Genomic DNA, 17945 nt, shown 5'->3' on the forward strand with positions numbered 1-17945 from the left:
CACGCGGCGGTCACGGAGAACGAGGCAGGCCGGAGGGCTTGACACTCCCCTCGCGGCCTCATAGCTTCCCCTACTGAATCGTTTCATCCGGGAGTTGTTCCGGACCGATGTCACAGGAGCCCGAAGTGACCGACCTCGCCGCGGTGAAGGCCGCGCTCAAGACCCAGGCCGTCGAGACGCCGTCGTGGGCGTACGGGAACTCAGGCACCCGTTTCAAGGTGTTCGCCCAGCAGGGCGTCCCGCGCACCCCGCAGGAGAAGGTGGACGACGCCGCCCAGGTGCACGCGTTCACCGGCGCGGCCCCGACCGTGGCGCTGCACATCCCGTGGGACAAGGTGGAGGACTACTCCGCACTTGCGAAACATGCCGAGGACCGCGGGGTGAAGCTGGGGGCGATCAACTCCAACACCTTCCAGGACGACGCCTACAAGCTGGGCAGCATCTGCCACCCGGACGCGGCGGTTCGGCGCAAGGCTCTCGATCATCTGCTCGAATGCGTCGACATCATGGACGCGACGGGCTCCGCCGATCTGAAGCTGTGGTTCGCCGACGGCACGAACTATCCCGGCCAGGACGATCTCCGGGAGCGGCAGGACCGGCTCGCCGAGGGCCTCTCCGCGGTGTACGAGCGGCTCGGGGACGGGCAGCGGATGCTGCTGGAGTACAAGTTCTTCGAGCCCGCCTTCTACTCCACGGACGTGCCGGACTGGGGCACGGCGTACGCGCACTGCCTGAAGCTCGGTCCGAAGGCGCAGGTCGTGGTGGACACCGGGCACCACGCGCCCGGCACCAACATCGAGTTCATCGTCGCCACGCTGCTGCGCGAGGGGAAGCTCGGCGGGTTCGACTTCAACTCCCGGTTCTACGCGGACGACGACCTCATGGTGGGCGCCGCCGATCCGTTCCAGCTGTTCCGGATCATGTACGAGGTCGTCCGCGGCGGCGGGTTCACGTCCGATGTGGCGTTCATGCTCGACCAGTGCCACAACATCGAGGCGAAGATCCCGGCGATCATCCGGTCCGTGATGAACGTGCAGGAGGCGACGGCGAAGGCGCTGCTGGTCGACCGGTCGGCGCTGGCCGCCGCGCAGGCGTCCGGCGACGTGCTGGAGGCGAACGCGGTGGTGATGGACGCGTACAACACGGACGTGCGTCCGCTGCTGCGGGAGGTGCGGGAGGAGTCGGGGCTGGACCCCGATCCCATGGCCGCCTACCGGGCGTCCGGGTACGCCGAGAAGATCGTCGCCTCCCGGGTCGGCGGGGAGCAGGCGGGGTGGGGGGCGTAGGCGTCCGCCCTCACCCGTCCGTCGTGGACCGCGGGCCTCACCTGTCCTGTCGTGGACTGCGGGCCCGTCGTGGCCCGTCGCGCCCGCGCGGCGGAAGCCGCACACCGATACAGCCCCGCGCCCCTCGGGGGCGCGCCCCCTCGCCCGCGTTCGAGAAGTAAGGAATCCGCATGACCACCCACCCCGAAGCCGCCGCCCTCCTCGGTCGGTCCCACCGGCTCGGCGCCGATCCCCGTAACACCAACTACGCCGGCGGCAACACCTCCGCCAAGGGCACCGACACCGACCCCGTGACCGGCGGCGACGTCGAGCTGATGTGGGTGAAGGGGTCCGGTGGGGACCTGGGCACCCTGACCGGGGCCGGGCTCGCCGTGTTGCGGCTGGACCGGCTGCGGGGGCTCGTCGACGTCTACCCGGGCGTCGACCGCGAGGACGAGATGGTCGCCGCGTTCGACTACTGCCTGCACGGCAAGGGCGGAGCGGCGCCCTCGATCGACACGGCCATGCACGGACTCGTCGACGCCGCACACGTCGATCACCTGCACCCCGACTCCGGGATCGCGCTGGCCTGTGCCGCCGACGGGGAGAAGCTGACGGCCGAGTGCTTCGGCGACACCGTCGCGTGGGTGCCCTGGCGGCGGCCCGGCTTCCAGCTGGGACTGGACATCGCCGCCATCAAGGCGGCGAACCCGCAGGCGATCGGTGTGGTCCTCGGCGGGCACGGGATCACCGCCTGGGGCGACACCTCCGAGGAGTGCGAGCGCAACTCGCTGCACATCATCCGGACCGCCGAGTCCTTCCTCGCGGAGAAGGGGAAGGCCGACCCGTTCGGGCCGGTCCTCGACGGGTACGCGGCGCTGCCCGAGGACGAGCGGCGGGAGCGGGCCGCCGCGCTCGCGCCGTACGTGCGGGCCATCGCCTCCCAGGACCGTCCCCAGGTCGGGCACTTCACCGACTCCGACGCGGTCCTCGACTTCGTGGCCCGGGCCGAGCACCCGCGGCTCGCCGCACTCGGCACCTCCTGCCCCGACCACTTCCTGCGTACCAAGGTGCGGCCGCTGGTCCTGGACCTGCCGCCCACCGTCACGGTGGAGGACGCGATCGCGCGGCTCAAGGAGCTGCACGCGGAGTACCGCGAGGAGTACGCCGCCTACTACCGGCGGCACGCCGACGCCGACTCCCCCGCCATGCGCGGCGCCGACCCGGCGATCGTGCTGGTCCCCGGCGTGGGCATGTTCTCGTTCGGCAAGGACAAGCAGACCGCGCGCGTGGCCGGCGAGTTCTACGTCAACGCGATCAACGTGATGCGCGGCGCGGAGGCGGTGTCCTCGTACGCGCCGATCGAGGAGTCGGAGAAGTTCCGCATCGAGTACTGGGCCCTGGAGGAGGCCAAGCTCCGGCGGATGCCCGCGCCGAAGCCGCTGGCCACCCGGGTCGCCCTGGTCACGGGCGCCGGCAGCGGGATCGGCAAGGCCATCGCCCGGCGGCTGGCCGCCGAGGGCGCGTGTGTCGTCGTCGCCGATCTGAACGCCGAGAACGCGGCCGCCGTCGCCGAAGAGCTCGGCGGGGCCGACAAGGCCGTCGCCGTCACCGTCGACGTGACCTCCGAGGAGCAGATCGCCGCCGCCTTCCGGGACGCCGTGCTCGCCTTCGGCGGCGTCGACCTCGTCGTCAACAACGCCGGGATCTCCATCTCCAAGCCGCTGCTGGAGACGTCGGCACGCGACTGGGACCTCCAGCACGACATCATGGCCCGCGGATCGTTCCTCGTCTCGCGGGAGGCGGCGCGGGTGATGATCGCCCAGGAGCTGGGCGGCGACATCGTCTACATCGCGTCGAAGAACGCCGTCTTCGCCGGCCCGAACAACATCGCCTACTCCGCCACCAAGGCCGACCAGGCCCACCAGGTGCGCCTGCTGGCCGCCGAGCTGGGCGAGCACGGCATCCGCGTCAACGGCGTCAACCCGGACGGCGTGGTGCGCGGGTCGGGCATCTTCGCGGGCGGCTGGGGCGCGCAGCGGGCCGCGACCTACGGCATCGACGAGGAGAAGCTCGGCGAGTTCTACGCCCAGCGGACCATCCTCAAGCGCGAGGTGCTGCCGGACCATGTCGCGAACGCGGTGTTCGCGCTCACCGGCGGCGAACTCACCCACACCACCGGACTGCACGTCCCCGTCGACGCGGGTGTGGCGGCCGCGTTCCTCCGGTGACGGCCGTGCGGTCGTACGCGGCGGTCGACCTCGGCGCGTCCAGCGGGCGCGTCATGGTCGGCCGGGTGGGCCCGGACTCGCTGGAGCTGACGGAGGCGCACCGCTTCCCCAACCGGCCGGTACGGGTCCCGGAGGGCCTGCGCTGGGACGTGCTGTCCCTGTACGCGGGGGTGCTGGCCGGGCTCCGGGCGGCCGGCCGGGTCGACTCGGTCGGCATCGACAGCTGGGCCGTGGACTACGGCCTGCTCGACGCCGACGGGGCCCTGCTCGGCAACCCGGTGCACTACCGGGACGCGCGCACGGAGGGGGTCGCCGAGAAGGTGTGGGCGACCGTGCCTGCGGCCGAGCTCTACGCCGCCACCGGACTCCAGTACGCGCCCTTCAACACCCTCTACCAGCTGGCGGCGGCGAGCGGGACCCGGCAACTGGCGCACGCCCGGCGCCTGTTGCTCATCCCCGACCTGCTGGCGTACTGGCTGACGGGTGAGCAGGGCACCGAGCTCACCAACGCCTCCACCACCCAGCTGATCGATCCCGCGACGGGCGACTGGGCGTACGACGTCGCCGCCCGGCTCGGCATCGACCTCGAGCTGTTCGCGCCGCTGCGGCGCCCCGGCGACCCCGCCGGGCTGCTGCGGGCCGAGGTGCTGGAGGAGACGGGGCTGACCGGGCCCGTGCCGGTGACGACGGTCGGCTCGCACGACACCGCCTCCGCGGTGGCCGCCGTCCCGGCGACCGGCGAGCGGTTCGCCTACATCTGCACCGGCACCTGGTCGCTGGCCGGCCTGGAGCTGACGGCGCCCGTGCTCACCGAGGAGAGCCGGGCCGCCAACTTCACCAACGAGCTCGGTCTGGACGGCACGGTCCGCTACCTGCGCAACATCATGGGGCTGTGGCTCCTCCAGGAGTGCCTGCGGGCCTGGGGCGACCCGGACCTGGGCGGGCTGCTGCGGGAGGCGGCCGCCGTGCCCGCGCTGCGCTCGGTCGTGGACGCCGGGGACGCCGCGTTCCTGGCGCCCGGGCGGATGCCGGAGCGGATCGCCGAGGCGTGCCGCGCGTCCGGGCAGCCGGTTCCCGCCACGCCCGCGGAGGTCACGCGGTGCATCCTCGACTCGCTCGCGCTGGCCCACCGGCGGGCCGTCGACGAGGCCCAGCGGCTCGCCGACCATCCCGTGGACGTCGTGCACATCGTCGGGGGCGGCACCCGCAACGCGCTCCTCTGCCAGCTCACCGCCGACGCCTGCGGGCTGCCGGTGGTGGCCGGTCCGACGGAGGCCGCGGCCCTCGGCAACGTGCTCGTCCAGGCGCGGGCTCACGGGCTGGTCGGCGACCGTGCCGACATGCGCCGGCTGCTCGCCCGCACCCAGCCCCTGACGCGCTACGAGCCGCAGGGCGGCGCCGAGCGATGGCGCGAGGCGGAGGCCCGGCTCGCCACGCGGTGAGCCGGGGCCTCCCCCGGGCCCCTGCAGCGGGCTACTCTGCACTCATCCGATGACCTACCCGCAAGGAGCCGCGATGCGTGTCGCACTGTTCCTGACCTGTGTCAACGACACGCTGTATCCGGAGACCGGCCGTGCCGTGGTGAAACTCCTGACCAGGCTGGGCGTCGACGTCGACTTCCCGATGGCCCAGACCTGCTGCGGCCAGGCCCACTACAACACCGGCTACCGCCATGAGGCCGAGCCGCTGGCCCGTCATTTCTCCGATGTATTCGGGGAGTACGAGGCGATCGTGACGCCCTCCGGGTCGTGCGGGGCGATGGTGCGGGAGCTCTATCCGCGGATGGGCGAGCGGGCCCGGGCCGAGGGGCGCGGGGACTCCCTCGCGGCCACCCTGGCACCGGTGGTCCCGAAGACGTACGAGCTCACCGAGTTCCTGGTGGACGTGCTCGGGGTGACGGACGTCGGCGCCTACTACCCGCACAAGGTGACCTATCACCCCACATGTCACGGGCTGCGCGGACTGGGGCTCGGGGAGCGGCCCCGGCGGCTGCTCCAGGCCGTCGGGGGGCTGGAGCTGGTGGAGCTGCCGGGGGCCGACGAGTGCTGCGGCTTCGGTGGCACCTTCGCGCTGAAGAACGCCGACGTCTCGGCGGCGATGGGCGCCGACAAGGTGCGCAACGCCGAGTCGACGGGCGCCGAGGTGCTGTGCGCGGCGGACAACTCCTGCCTGATGCACATCGGCGGGACCATGACCCGGTTGGAGACCGGCATGCGCCCCGTGCACATCGCGGAGATCCTGGCGAGCACGAAGGAGGAGCCGGCGGCATGAGCGGGACGTTCGTAGGAATACCGGCCTTCCCGAAGGCGGCGCACGAGGCGGTCGGCAACCAGACCCTGCGCGCCAATCTGCGGCACGCCACGCACACCATCCGCGCCAAGCGGGCGGCAGCCGTGGCCGAGGTGTCCGACTGGGCGGAGCTGCGGGAGGCGGGCAAGCGGATCAAGGATCACACGCTGCGTCATCTCGACCGGTATCTGGTGCAGTTGGAGGAGTCGGTGACGGCGGCGGGCGGCATCGTCCACTGGGCCGCCGACGCGGACGAGGCCAACCGGATCGTGGCCGACCTGGTCAAGGAGACCGGCGAGTCGGAGGTCGTCAAGGTCAAGTCCATGGCCACGCAGGAGATCGGGCTCAACGAGGCGCTGGAGGCGGAGGGCATCCGCGCCTACGAGACCGACCTCGCCGAGCTCATCGTGCAGCTGGGCAAGGACCGGCCTTCACACATCCTGGTCCCCGCGATCCACCGCAACCGGGGTGAGATCCGGGACATCTTCACCCGCGAGATGAGCGAGTGGGGCCGCCCCGCCCCCGAGGGGCTGACCGACACCCCCGCCGAACTCGCCGACGCGGCCCGGCTGCACCTGCGCGAGAAGTTCCTGCGCGCCAGGGTCGGCGTCTCCGGGGCCAACTTCATGGTCGCCGAGACCGGCACCCTGGTGGTAGTCGAGTCCGAGGGCAACGGGCGGATGTGCCTCACCCTCCCGGAGACGCTGATCTCCGTCGTCGGCATCGAGAAGATCGTGCCCACCTGGCGGGACCTGGAGGTGTTCCTGCAGACGCTGCCCCGTTCCTCGACGGCCGAGCGCATGAACCCGTACACGTCGACCTGGACGGGCACGGTGGACAGTGACGGCCCGCGCACCTTCCACCTGGTGCTGCTGGACAACGGCCGCACCGACACCCTCGCGGACGAGGTCGGCCGGCAGGCCCTGCGCTGCATCCGCTGCTCGGCCTGTCTGAACGTGTGCCCGGTGTACGAGCGGGCGGGCGGCCATGCCTACGGCTCGGTCTACCCGGGCCCGATCGGCGCGATCCTCAGCCCCCAGCTGCGCGGCACCGGGAGCGAGATCGACGCCTCACTGCCGTACGCCTCGTCGCTGTGCGGCGCCTGCTACGAGGTGTGCCCGGTGGCCATCGACATCCCGGAGGTGCTGGTGCACCTGCGGGAGCGGGTCGTCCAGGGCGGCCCGGTCACGCGCGAGGGCAACAAGGTGGTGCTCAAGCCGGCCAAGGGCCATGCCGCCGAGCGGGCCGCCATGCGGGCGGCGCGGTGGGCGTTCGGCCGGCCCGGCGCCCTGCGCGCCGGGCAGCGGCTGGCGTCCCGGACCCGGCGGCTGCATCCGCGTACGCTGCCGGGCCCCGGCAAGGCGTGGAGCGCAACGCGGGATCTGCCGGCGGTGCCCGCGGAGCCGTTCCGCGACTGGTGGCAGCGCACGAACGGCGGCACCACCGACGAGGGGACGGCGAAGTGAGCAGCAGGGAACGGATTCTGGGCCGGGTGCGGCGCGCGCTGGCCGACGTGCCGCAGGACGACCCGCCGTACGAGGACGCCGTCGCGCGCGACTACCTGCGCGAGCACGGCGCCCGGAGCACCGAGGAGACGGTCGGGCTGCTGGCGGAGAACCTGGCGGACTACCGGGCCGTCGTGCACCGGTGCGACACGGACGAACTCCCTTCCTTGCTAGCCCGGTTGCTCACGGAGCGGAAGACGTCGACCGTGCTCGTGCCGCCCGGCCTCGACGAGGCATGGCTCGCGCAGGTGGACGCCGCCCGGGTGGCGGACCGGGCGGAGAGCGGCGCGCACGAACTCGACCAGGTGGACAGCGTGGTCACCGCCTGCGCGGTGGCGGTCGCCGAGACCGGGACGATCGTGCTGGACGGCGGCCCCGACCAGGGGCGGCGCCGGATCACCCTGGTCCCGGACCATCACATCTGCGTGGTGCGCGTCCCCGACCAGGTGGTGTCGTCCGTGCCGCAGGCTCTCGAACGGCTCGATCCGGCCCGCCCGTTGACCTGGATCTCCGGCCCCTCGGCGACCAGTGACATCGAGCTGGACCGGGTGGAGGGCGTGCACGGTCCGCGCACCCTGGAAGTGATCCTCGTCGGCTGAGCGTCCCCGCGTGCCCGGCCCCGGAGATCGCGAGGATCCCCGGGGCCGGCTCATGTTCTGCGGTCGTACCCCTCCCGGGCCTGCGCCACCTTGGGCAGGTTTGCGGTGGCCCATTCCGCGAGGTGGGCGAAGAGCGGGGCCAGGCTGAGGCCGAGTTCGCTGATCTCGTACTCGACGCGCGGCGGCACCTCCGGGTGGTAGGTGCGCACCACCAGGCCGTCGCGCTCCAGCTGGCGCAGGCGCTGGGTCAGCACCTTGGGGGTGATGTGCGTGATCGCGCGTTCCAGCTCGCCGAACCGCTGACGGCCGCGGGCGTGCAGCGTCCAGAGGATCGGCGTGGTCCAGCGGCTGAAGACGATGTCCACCACGGGGGCGATGGGACAGGCGAGTTCGGGATCGGCCGGGTCACCGGTCATGTGCACCCCTCCGGGGAAGTCACTTTCCTCTGGGTACCTACTATACCGGCGGTGTTAGCGTCGCTCCGCAACGTCAACAACCCACCTGGAACAAGGAGTTACTCATGATCGTGGTGACGGGGGCGACCGGGAACGTCGGCCGTGAACTGGTCCGTTCTCTGGCGGCCGCGGGCGAGCGGGTGACCGCCACGTCCCGGCACATCGCGGCGGCCGACGTCCCGGACGGCGTACGGACGGTGCGGTCGGACCTCACCGACGCGGAGAGCCTGCGGCCGGTGCTCGACGGGGCCGAGGCGCTGTTCCTCCAGAACGGCGGCGCCGCCCTCCATCTGCTCAGGCCGCGGGACCTGCTCGACGTGGCCAAGTCCGCCGGGGTCGCCCGGGTGGTGCTGCTGTCGTCCCAAGGGGTGGCGACCCGGCCAAAGTCGCAGTCGCACGGCGCCCTGGCGGGCGCGATCGAGGAAGCCGTCCGGGAGTCCGGCCTGGAGTGGACGGTCCTGCGGCCGGGCGGCTTCCATTCCAACGCCTACGCCTGGGCGGAGCCGGTCCGTACCCACCGCACCGTCGCGGCCCCCTTCGGGGACGTCGGTCTGCCCACCGTCGACCCGGCCGACATCGCGGAGGTCGCCGCGGTGGCCCTGCGGGAGGACGGGCACCACGGCCGGATCCACGAACTGACCGGGCCCGCGCCCACCACACCCCGCCTGCGGGCGGAGGCCATCGGCAGGGCGATCGGGGAGCCGGTCCGGTTCGTCGAGCAGACGCGGGAGGAGGCGCGCGAGCAGATGCTGGCCTTCATGCCGGAGCCGGTCGTCGAGACCACCCTGTCCATCCTCGGCGCACCGACGCCCGCCGAGCGGCTCGTCAGCCCGGACGTGGAACGCGTCCTGGGCCGCGCGCCGCGCCCGTTCGAGGAGTGGGCACGGCGCAACGCGGCCGCGTTCCGGTGAGCTCAGCAGTAGGTCATCGGGCAGCCGTGCCATAGCGCGTACTGGGCGGCGCGCAGGTAGAGCGCCGTGTAGAACGCCGTGGCCAGGTCGTCGGCCCAGGGGCCCGGCCGGGTCGCGGCGGCCTTCTCCGCACCGCCTTCCAGGAACCAGAAGGTCAGTTCGAGGTTGCCGCGGGCCGCCGGTACCAGGTCCAGCGGCAGGCCGAGGGCCGCGGCGAGCCGCTCGGCGAGCGCGAGGACCCGCGGCGCTCCGACCACCAGGGTCTCGTCCGCGTACGCGGAGCCGACGGGCAGCAGGACGCCGTCGTCCAGCGCGAACGGGACCAGCAGCGTCCAGTCGAGGAGGGTGTGCCGCTCCTCGGGGGTCAGCCGCGCCCGGCACAGCGCGTCGAAGCCGTCCATGGACGGGCTGATCTTCTCCTCGAACCAGCCCGGCGCCTCCCGTACGGCCTCTCGCGGCTCGTACGGCGGCAGCCCGCGCCGCCCCAACTCCGTGTTCAGCGCGGCCGCGATGTCCCCGTACCCGTCCTCGCCGGGCTCCGACCAGTCCCGCGCGGTGACGCTCACCAGATACACACCCATGATCGCAACGTACCGTCCGCCACTGACAACACCGCCGGCCGCTGGTGACAACGGGGGTGAACAAGCGCTTAGATAGGTGATCGAACACTCGCCGAGACCGCGACCGATCCACCCGGAGGCCCCGTTGTTCACATCCGTCGACGATGTCTCCGCCCGGCTCGCCGAGAGCGGTTACCTGGCCTCCCCCGCCGTCGCCACCACCGTCTTCCTCGCCGACCGGCTCGGCAAGCCGCTGCTCGTGGAGGGGCCCGCCGGCGTCGGCAAGACGGAGCTCGCCAAGGCGGTGGCCCAGGTGGCGGGGGCCCGGCTGGTGCGGCTCCAGTGCTACGAGGGCGTCGACGAGTCCCGGGCGCTGTACGAGTGGAACCACGCCAAGCAGCTGCTGCGCATCACCGCGGGCCGCGACGAGACCTGGGACGAGACCCGCACGGACATCTTCAGCGAGGAGTTCCTCCTCCCCCGGCCGCTGCTGACCGCCATCCGCGGTGACGAGCCGACCGTCCTGCTGATCGACGAGACCGACAAGGCCGACGTCGAGGTGGAGGGACTCCTCCTCGAAGTGCTCAGCGACTTCCAGGTCACCGTCCCGGAACTCGGCACGATCACCGCCACCCGCCGGCCGTTCGTGGTGCTCACCTCCAACGCCAGCCGAGAGCTGTCGGAGGCGCTGCGCCGCCGCTGCCTCTTCCTCCACATCGACTTCCCCGAGGAGGAGCTGGAGCGGCGGATCGTCCGGCTGAAGGTGCCCGGCATCGAGGCCGCACTGGCCGAGTCGGTGGTCCGGGTGATCGGCGCGCTGCGCGCGATGGACCTGCGCAAGGCCCCCTCCGTCGCCGAGACCATCGACTGGGCGCGCACCCTGCTCGCGCTCGGCGCCACCACCCTCGACGAGAACGTCGTACGCGACAGCCTGGGCGTGATCCTCAAGCACCAGGACGACATCCTCAAGGCCGGCGCGAAGCTCGACCTGGACGCCGTGTGAGCGCCGAGGCCGCCGACCGCCTGGTCGGCTTCGTCGCCGCGCTGCGCGCGCACGGTCTGCGCGTCGGCACCGGCGAGACGGTGGACGCCGCCGAGGCGGCGGCGGCGCTGGGGTTCGCGGACCGCGGCCTGCTGCGCGAGGGGCTGGCCGCCACGCTGCTGCACTCCACGGACCAGCGGCGGGTGTTCGACACCGTCTTCGACCTGTACTTCCCGCACGGCGTCGGCGCGCCCCGGGGCGAGCCAGGCGACCGTGACGACCTGCGTGACCGGCTGGCCGCCGCACTCGCCGCGGACGACGAGACGATGCTGGCCCGGTTGGCGATCGAGGCGGTCGACGGGCTGGGCGGGTACGGGAGTTCACCGGGCGCGGACGGCTGGTCGTCGCACCAGACGCTGGAACGCCTGCGCCCGCAGACGCTGCTGGCGCGGGTACGGGACGACGTCCGGGCCCGGGGCGGTCAGGCCGGGTTCACCGACCGGCTCCTCGAGGACGAGATCCGGCGCCGCATCGACGCCTTCCGGGCGCTGGTGGCCGGGGAGGCACGGCGCCGGGTGGCGGAGCGGCGGGGACGGGACGAGATCGCCCGGCGGGCGGTGGCGCCGACCGCCGACCGGGTCGACTTCCTGTACGCGGGCAAGGACCGGCTGGCCGAACTGCGGCGGACCGTACAGCCCCTGGCCCGCAAGCTGGCGACCCGGATGGCCGCGCGGCGCCGCCGGGCCGCCCGGGGCACCATCGACCTGCGGCGGACCCTGCGCGGCTCGCTGTCGACGGGCGGGGTCCCGATGCGGCCCGTGCTGCGCCGTCGGCGTCCGGCCCGTCCCGAACTGGTGCTGCTGTGCGATGTGTCGGGTTCGGTGTCCGGCTTCTCGGACTTCACGATGCTGCTCGTACAGGCGCTGCACGACCAGTTCAGCAAGGTGCGGGTGTTCGCCTTCGTCAACCGGATCGACGAGGTGACCGGCCTCCTCGAACGCGGCGCGGCCGACCCCGAGGGCCTCGGCGCCCGCATCCGGGCGGAGGCGAACCTGACGGGATACCACGGCAGCAGCGACTACGGCGTGGCCATGGGCGAGTTCACCGAGCGGTACGGTGCGGCGGTCGGCCCGCGCACCACGGTGTTCGTGCTCGGCGACGCGCGGACGAACATGAGCGACCCGAACCTGCCCGCGGTCCGGCGGATCGTTGAACAGGCCCGTCACGCCCACTGGTTGAACCCGGAGCCCCGCTCCCTGTGGGGCACGGGCGACTCCGCCGCCCCCGAGTACGGCGAGGCGATCGCGATGCACGAGTGCCGTAACGCCCACCAACTCGGCGCCCTGGTCAGCCGGTTGCTGCCGGTCTAGCCCTCTCCGGCCCCGTCCTACTGCGCCTTCGCGTAGTCCTTGGCCATCGCCCCGGCGAAGTCGTACACCACGCACTGCTCGTCGCCCACGACCCACGCGTCATGGCCGGGCGGCACCACGAAGACGTCACCCGGGCCCAGTTCGCCCTCGCCGCCCTCGTCCATGGTGATGTGCATACGACCCTGGACCACGTAACCGTTGTGGTGGATCTGGCAGGTGTCGGTGCCCGCCAGCGACGCGAGCGACTCGGACCAGCGCCATCCCGGTTCGAAGGTCGCCACGGCGAAGTCGAGCCCCGTCATATGGACGGCCTCCAGGTGCCCCCGGGGGAAATCGCGCCGCTCGTCCGGCTTCTCGAGCGCCTTCACTTCCATCATGACGCTCCTCCTTCCGGCCGCGCCTCACCGCGGCCGGGGCCGGTCTCCCCGGCGGCCCTGGGCGTCGCCGGTCGGGGGCCGAGCCCCACCCCTCCATCGTCCGCCCGTCGCGCGGGGGCCGCCAATCGGTGGTACCGGCCCCTCAGGCGCCGCCGCACAGCTCGGCGAAGCGGCCGGTGTCGATGTTGCCGCCGGAGACGATCACGCCGACGCGCCTCGGCAGGACACCGGCCCGCCCGGCGAGGAGGGCGGCGAGCGGCGTGGCGCCGCTCGGCTCCACGACGATCTTCAGGCGTTCGAAGGCGAACCGCATGGCCGCGCGGATCTCGTCGTCGCCGACCAGGGCGATGTCGTCCACGAGCCGCCGGTTCACCGAGAAGGTCAGCTCCCCCGGCGTGTGCAGGGCCTGGCCGTCGGCGATGGTGCGCGGCACCGGGATCTCGACCCGCCGGCCCGCCTCCAGCGACCTCTTGGTGTCGTCCCCGGACTCCGGTTCCACCCCGACGATCCGGGTGCCCGGGCGCAGCCCCTTGACCGCGGTCGCGCTGCCGGCGATCAGCCCGCCGCCCCCGACCGGTACCAGCAGGGCGTCCAGTTCGCCGGCCTCCTCCAGGAGTTCCAGCGCGGCGGTGCCCTGGCCCGCCATGACGTGCGGGTGCTCGTAGGGCGGGATCAGCGCCAGTCCCCGGTCGGCGGCCAGTGCCTCGGCGATGGCCACCCGGTCGCCGGTGTAGCGGTCGTAGGTCACGATCTCGGCGCCGTAGCCCTCCGTCGCGGCCCGCTTGGAGCGGGGCGCGTCCTCGGGCATGACGATCACCGCGGTGGTGCCGAGCTCCCGCGCGGCCAGGGCGACGGCCTGGGCGTGGTTGCCGGAGGAGTACGCGGCGATGCCCCGGGCGAGCTGCTCGGGGGCCAGCCGGGAGGCCGCGTTGTAGGCGCCGCGGAACTTGAACGCGCCGACGCGCTGGAAGTTCTCGCACTTCAGCAGGACCTCGGCACCGACCAGCGCGTCCAGGGTGCGGGAGCGGAGCACGGGGGTGCGGTGCGCGACGCCCTTGAGCCGGGCGGCCGCGTCGCGCACGTCGTCGAGGGTGATCGTCGGGGGTGTGGTCGTCACGGGTGTGCTCCCTCGGGGTTGTCGTCGTCGGTGCGTGTGCGTGCGGTGCCGGTGCCTGCGGTGCCGGTGCCTGCGGTGCCGTCGGCTCCGGTGCCTTCGGCCGCGGTCCCGTCCGTCGCTCTGGCCTGGGAGAGGTAGCTGTACGCGGAGGCGCGGGAGATGCCGAGGCGGGCGGCGACCTGCTCGATCGCGCGGCGCACGGCGAACACGCCGCGTTCGTCCAGGCTGCGGAACAGCGCCAGGCGCCTCGGCCGGTCGAGGCCGGCCCAGGTCTGGTCCTGGCCCCGCAGCCGGTCGTCGAGCAGGGCGTCGACGACGGACTCGATGTCGTCGCCGAACGTGGTCACGGGCGCCTCGGCCCGGCCGCCCGCCGCCCCCGCCAGCGCCGCCAGCAGGCCCTGCACCCGGTCCACCTCGGTGACGTCCACGTTGACGCACAGCGCGCCGAACACCGCGCCCGCGGAGTCACGCAGCACCATCGTGGACGACTTCAGCAGCCGTCCGGCGCCGGTGCGGGTGACGTAGTTCAGCTCGTCGACGGCGTCGTCGCCGCGGGCGAGGACGCGCATGCCGATCTCGCTCATCGCCCCGCCGACGGTCCGCCCCGTCACCGATCCGGCGACGGCGACGACGGACCGCTCCGGCCGCCGGTAGTCGTGCAGCACCACCTCGCACACCGGGCCGAACGTGGCAGCGATCCCGTCGACGACGGGGGTGAGCGCACGCAGGATCACGTCCTGCTCGGCCTCCCGGGATTCCATGAGTGAAATTAGACCACACGTCCAGCCTCTGGACCAGCAGTCCAGAATGGACCGCATGCGTCGACACCTTCAGGGGAACCGCCGATCACGGGGGTGGTTCGCCAATTACCGTGTCCCTAGGATGTGTTGTCGACCGCGCCAGTCCGTGGTGCGGCGGCGTTCTGGGGGAAGAGATGCAGCCTGGCAAGCAGCTGTCCACGTCGATCGATGCGGCCGTCCCCACAGCCGCACGCATGTACGACCACTACCTGGGCGGCAAGGACAACTACGCGGCCGACCGGGCGGCCTGCGAGGAGCTCGACAAGGTCGTCCCGAGCACCCGCGCCCTCGCGCTGAACAACCGGCGCTTCCTCCAACGGGTCGTGAAGACCCTGACGCGGGAGTTCGGGATCCGGCAGTTCCTGGACCACGGCTCCGGCCTGCCCACCCAGGACAACGTGCACCAGGTCGCCCAGCGCGTCGACCCGACCGCACAGGTCGTCTACGTCGACAACGACCCCATGGTGCTCGTGCACGGCCGGGCCCTGCTCGAGCAGGACGAGCGGACCACCGTCATCCACGCCGACCTGCGGGAGACCGAGGCGATCTTCACGCACGAGGACACCCGGCGACTGATCGACTTCTCGCAGCCGGTGGCCGTGCTGTTCAACTCGGTCTTCCACTGCATCCCCGACAGCGACACCGACGGTCCGCAGGCGGTGATCCGCCGGGTGACCGAACGCCTCGCGCCCGGCAGCTTCCTGGTGATGTGCCAGCTGGTCAGCGAGGACCCCGAGGTCAGGGCGTTCGTCACCGACTTCATGGACAAGGCCACGCAGGGCCACTGGGGCCGGGTGCGCCAGGAGAAGGACGTCGCCTCGTTCTTCGAGGGCATGGCCATCCTCGACCCGGGACTGGTGGAGGTCTCCACCTGGCGGCCCGACACCGAGGTCGCTCCTCGCCAACTCACCCAGGAGTGGATCGAGTTCGGCGGAGTGGGCCGCCTGGGCTGAGCCGCCTCACCTCACGGAGCGGCGACATAGCGCCGCTCCGCCGTCTCCTTCAGCAGCGCCATCGAGGCACGCGGATCGAGGGCCTCGTCCGCGAGCCGGTCCAGCGCGACCCGGTACTCCTCCGTCTCGTCCCGGTCCTCCAGGAAGGTCGCGCTCCTGATCTGCTCCAGGTAGACGACGTCGGGCAGATCGACGCCGCCGAACCGCAGATAGGTGACCGGTATGGCCGGCGCGGAGGCATGCGTGACGTCCAACGGGACCACCTGGACCGTGACATGGGGCAGCGCGGCCAGCTCCACGAGGTGGGTGAGCTGCTCGCGCATCACGTCGCGGCCGCCCAGCACCCGCAGCAGCACCGACTCGTCGAGGACCGCCCACACCCGTGGGGCGTCCGGTCTGCGCAGCAGTTCGGTGCGCCGCGTCCGCAGCTCCACCCGGCGCTCGACCTCCCGGGACGTCGCCGAAGGCAGCCCGCGCTCCACGACGGCACGTGCGTACGCGGGGGTCTGCAGCAGGCCCGGCACATACTGGATCTCGAAGGTACGGATGGCGGTAGCCGCCTCCTGGAGGCCGACCAGCCGGTCGAACCACTCGGGCATGAGCCGCTTGTCGTAGCGCTGCCACCAGCCGGGCTCGCCCGCCTGCCGCAGCAACCGGAGCAGTACGGAGGCCTCGTGATCGTCGGTCTCGTACAGCGACAGCAGGGCGCGGACGTCCGCCTCGACGGGCGGTCTGCGCCCCTTGCCCGCCTCGATGCGCGACAGCTTGGCCGGACTGAACCCGACGGCCCGAGCGGCCTGGTCCTGGGAGAGGCCGGAGTCCTCCCGGATACCCGCCAGCTGCACGCCGACCAGCATTTTGAGCAAGGTCGGGGCGGGCTCGGCCCGGTTCAGATACGGTTCGAGGCGGGACACTCGAGGCGACTCGACAGACATCCTGACTCCCCGTGGACCGGCAGACGACAGACCGCAGTATCGCATCCGAAGGCCTCCGACCGCACGCGGCAGGGGAATTGAGCCTCCACACAGCCCCCTCGAACCAGATGCCGAACCAGACGCCGAGCCAGGTGCCGACTCTGTTGCCGGCCCGGACCTCGGACCGGGTGTCGGACGAGGCGTCAGACGAGGTGGTCGAACTCCCCGTCCTTCGCCCCGGCCACGAACGCTGCCACCTCGGCCGGCGTGTACACCAGCGCCGGACCGTCGGGATCACGGGAGTTGCGCACCGCGACACCTCCCCCGACCAGGGCCGCCACCTCCACACAGTTGCCCTCGGCGTTGCTGTGACTGCTCTTGATCCAGCGGACGCCCAGCGAACTCGCCCGCACTCCGTTCGACACTGACGACACTGCACTCTCCTCGCTTCGTACGCGCAATTTCTCGTGAAATTGCACGAGGACCTCGTCAGCGTGGATAATAGCCATGCCGTCAACCGCACTGGCAACCCGACGTCCTGACGCCGCCTCAGGGAGATGCCCCGTGTCATCACCTGCGCAGTTCCGGAGCCACGAGTCCGTCTCCGTCCGTGAATCCCCGAGAACCGCCGCCCTGTACCTCGCGGGCAGCCGGGAGGGATTCGCCCAGGCCCGGGAGTTCACCCAGCGCACCCTCGACTGCTGGTCCCTGGCCCGCTGCACCGACGACGCGGTCACCGTCGTCACGGAACTGGCCGCCAACGCCGTCCTGCACGCGCTGCCGCACACCTCGACGGACGAGTTCCACGTGCGGCTCCGGCTGACCCTGCGCCGCGCGCACCTGGTGTGCGCGGTCACCGATCCGAGCGACAGCCTGCCCGTCCACGCGCGCACCACGGACGCCCTCCTGGAACACGGCCGCGGACTGCACATCATCGAGGCCCTCTCCGAACACTGGGGCTGGACCCGGCGCCCTCCCGTGGGCAAGACCGTCTGGGCGATGCTGCCGACCCACTCCCGTCCCGACCCCTACCCGATACTTGACACCTGACATGACTGCGACGAAGAGACCCGCACCGCTCAAGGACCTGGGACACGTGCCGTGGCCCGAGATCAAGGACTCCACCGGCTCCGCGGCGGGCATCCCCTTCCTGCTCACCACGCTCGCCCGGGGCGACGCCGCCAGCGCCGGCACGGCACTCGGCCAACTGCGCCGCCGGATCTGCCAGTTCGGCTTCGTCGTCGACGAGGCGACGGCGGCCACGGTGCCCTTCCTCTGGGAACTGGTCCGGCTCCCCCAGGTCACCTGCCGCGCGGAGATCCTGGGCCTGCTGAAGAGCATCGCCGACACCCGGCAGTGGGAGACCACCGCCGCCGCCTACCCCAAGCTGCTGCACCACCCCGACAACTACGTGGCATGGGAACGCGCGGCCCGGCACGCCGTCCACGCCCAGCGCGACGTCCTGCGTCAACTGCTCGCCGAGCGGGACACCGACCTCGTACGGGCCACCACGGAACTCGCCGCGGCCCTGGCCGACTGAAGCCGCCGCCGCGGACCGCGCCCCGGCCCGCGCCGCCCGTTCTGCGCACCGCCGCACCCGACCGCTAGGTTGGCCGC

19 protein-coding genes are annotated in these 17945 nt (G+C 72.3%); 12 read left to right on the forward strand and 7 right to left on the reverse strand.

The window, feature by feature from the left end; translation table 11 throughout:
* Nucleotides 1-125: 125 nt before the first annotated feature.
* From rhaI to ASD48_RS25755, 6 genes are all read left to right on the forward strand, one after another.
* A complete protein-coding gene (rhaI, locus tag ASD48_RS25730) occupies nucleotides 126-1286 on the forward strand; it encodes an L-rhamnose isomerase (protein ID WP_057604079.1) in 1161 nt (386 codons plus the stop codon).
* 170 nt (nucleotides 1287-1456) lie between these two features.
* Nucleotides 1457-3496: a bifunctional rhamnulose-1-phosphate aldolase/short-chain dehydrogenase gene (locus ASD48_RS25735; protein ID WP_057604080.1), complete on the forward strand. Its 2040-nt coding sequence runs from the start codon at nucleotides 1457-1459 to the stop codon at nucleotides 3494-3496.
* A gap of 5 nt (nucleotides 3497-3501) precedes the next feature.
* Nucleotides 3502-4938: a rhamnulokinase family protein gene (locus tag ASD48_RS25740; RefSeq protein WP_057604356.1), complete on the forward strand. Its 1437-nt coding sequence runs from the start codon at nucleotides 3502-3504 to the stop codon at nucleotides 4936-4938.
* Nucleotides 4939-5011: 73 nt separating this feature from the next.
* Nucleotides 5012-5767, forward strand: coding sequence for a (Fe-S)-binding protein (locus ASD48_RS25745; protein ID WP_057604081.1), 756 nt, complete (start codon nucleotides 5012-5014; stop codon nucleotides 5765-5767).
* The gene (locus ASD48_RS25750) at nucleotides 5764-7251 is read left to right on the forward strand and encodes a LutB/LldF family L-lactate oxidation iron-sulfur protein (protein WP_057604082.1); all 1488 of its coding nucleotides are present in this window, start codon (nucleotides 5764-5766) and stop codon (nucleotides 7249-7251) included. The genes ASD48_RS25745 and ASD48_RS25750 overlap by 4 nt, the downstream gene beginning before the upstream one ends.
* Nucleotides 7248-7889 carry an LUD domain-containing protein gene (locus ASD48_RS25755; protein WP_057604083.1) on the forward strand — a complete coding sequence of 214 codons (642 nt, stop codon included), beginning with the start codon at nucleotides 7248-7250 and terminating at the stop codon, nucleotides 7887-7889. Before ASD48_RS25750 ends, ASD48_RS25755 begins: the two co-directional genes overlap by 4 nt.
* Nucleotides 7890-7939: 50 nt before the next feature.
* Here the strand turns inward: ASD48_RS25755 and ASD48_RS25760 are convergent, their stop codons facing one another.
* The gene (locus tag ASD48_RS25760; RefSeq protein ID WP_057604084.1) at nucleotides 7940-8305 is read right to left on the reverse strand and encodes a helix-turn-helix domain-containing protein; all 366 of its coding nucleotides are present in this window, start codon (nucleotides 8303-8305) and stop codon (nucleotides 7940-7942) included.
* 104 nt (nucleotides 8306-8409) lie between these two features.
* Here ASD48_RS25760 and ASD48_RS25765 point away from each other — a divergent pair, with 104 nt between their 5' ends.
* Entirely contained in the window at nucleotides 8410-9255 is an 846-nt protein-coding gene (locus ASD48_RS25765) for an NAD(P)H-binding protein (RefSeq protein ID WP_057604085.1), read from the forward strand.
* 2 nt (nucleotides 9256-9257) lie between these two features.
* Here the strand turns inward: ASD48_RS25765 and ASD48_RS25770 are convergent, their stop codons facing one another.
* Nucleotides 9258-9836, reverse strand: coding sequence for a hypothetical protein (locus ASD48_RS25770; RefSeq protein ID WP_057604086.1), 579 nt, complete (start codon nucleotides 9834-9836; stop codon nucleotides 9258-9260).
* A gap of 124 nt (nucleotides 9837-9960) precedes the next feature.
* Between ASD48_RS25770 and ASD48_RS25775 the strand changes: the two genes are divergently transcribed.
* Together ASD48_RS25775 and ASD48_RS25780 are read left to right on the forward strand one after the other, a co-directional pair.
* A complete protein-coding gene (locus ASD48_RS25775; RefSeq protein WP_057604087.1) occupies nucleotides 9961-10818 on the forward strand; it encodes a MoxR family ATPase in 858 nt (285 codons plus the stop codon).
* On the forward strand, nucleotides 10815-12167 hold the full coding sequence (locus tag ASD48_RS25780; RefSeq protein WP_057604088.1) for a VWA domain-containing protein: 1353 nt from the start codon (nucleotides 10815-10817) through the stop codon (nucleotides 12165-12167). The genes ASD48_RS25775 and ASD48_RS25780 overlap by 4 nt, the downstream gene beginning before the upstream one ends.
* 17 nt (nucleotides 12168-12184) lie before the next feature.
* Here ASD48_RS25780 and ASD48_RS25785 read toward each other — a convergent pair whose 3' ends face one another.
* From ASD48_RS25785 to ASD48_RS25795, 3 genes are all read right to left on the reverse strand, one after another.
* Complete coding sequence (locus ASD48_RS25785; protein WP_020127623.1) at nucleotides 12185-12544, reverse strand: cupin domain-containing protein; 360 nt, start codon at nucleotides 12542-12544, stop codon at nucleotides 12185-12187.
* A 142-nt stretch (nucleotides 12545-12686) separates the two neighbouring features.
* A complete protein-coding gene (locus ASD48_RS25790; protein WP_057604089.1) occupies nucleotides 12687-13661 on the reverse strand; it encodes a pyridoxal-phosphate dependent enzyme in 975 nt (324 codons plus the stop codon).
* Complete coding sequence (locus tag ASD48_RS25795) at nucleotides 13658-14422, reverse strand: PAS domain-containing protein (protein ID WP_057604090.1); 765 nt, start codon at nucleotides 14420-14422, stop codon at nucleotides 13658-13660. The genes ASD48_RS25790 and ASD48_RS25795 overlap by 4 nt, the downstream gene beginning before the upstream one ends.
* 173 nt (nucleotides 14423-14595) lie before the next feature.
* Between ASD48_RS25795 and ASD48_RS25800 the strand changes: the two genes are divergently transcribed.
* Complete coding sequence (locus ASD48_RS25800; protein ID WP_057604091.1) at nucleotides 14596-15414, forward strand: SAM-dependent methyltransferase; 819 nt, start codon at nucleotides 14596-14598, stop codon at nucleotides 15412-15414.
* A gap of 11 nt (nucleotides 15415-15425) precedes the next feature.
* Here ASD48_RS25800 and ASD48_RS25805 read toward each other — a convergent pair whose 3' ends face one another.
* A complete protein-coding gene (locus tag ASD48_RS25805; RefSeq protein ID WP_057604092.1) occupies nucleotides 15426-16349 on the reverse strand; it encodes a helix-turn-helix transcriptional regulator in 924 nt (307 codons plus the stop codon).
* A gap of 182 nt (nucleotides 16350-16531) precedes the next feature.
* Nucleotides 16532-16762: a DUF397 domain-containing protein gene (locus ASD48_RS25810; protein ID WP_107095593.1), complete on the reverse strand. Its 231-nt coding sequence runs from the start codon at nucleotides 16760-16762 to the stop codon at nucleotides 16532-16534.
* Nucleotides 16763-16892: 130 nt separating this feature from the next.
* Between ASD48_RS25810 and ASD48_RS25815 the strand changes: the two genes are divergently transcribed.
* Both ASD48_RS25815 and ASD48_RS25820 read left to right on the forward strand, forming a co-directional pair.
* The gene (locus ASD48_RS25815; RefSeq protein ID WP_057604093.1) at nucleotides 16893-17378 is read left to right on the forward strand and encodes an ATP-binding protein; all 486 of its coding nucleotides are present in this window, start codon (nucleotides 16893-16895) and stop codon (nucleotides 17376-17378) included.
* Nucleotide 17379: 1 nt separating this feature from the next.
* Nucleotides 17380-17868 (forward strand): hypothetical protein, encoded by a 489-nt coding sequence (locus tag ASD48_RS25820; RefSeq protein ID WP_242432730.1) that lies wholly within the window; start codon nucleotides 17380-17382, stop codon nucleotides 17866-17868.
* Nucleotides 17869-17945 lie beyond the last annotated feature (77 nt).

Source organism: Streptomyces sp. Root1310, assembly GCF_001426425.1.
Lineage (GTDB): Bacteria > Actinomycetota > Actinomycetes > Streptomycetales > Streptomycetaceae > Streptomyces.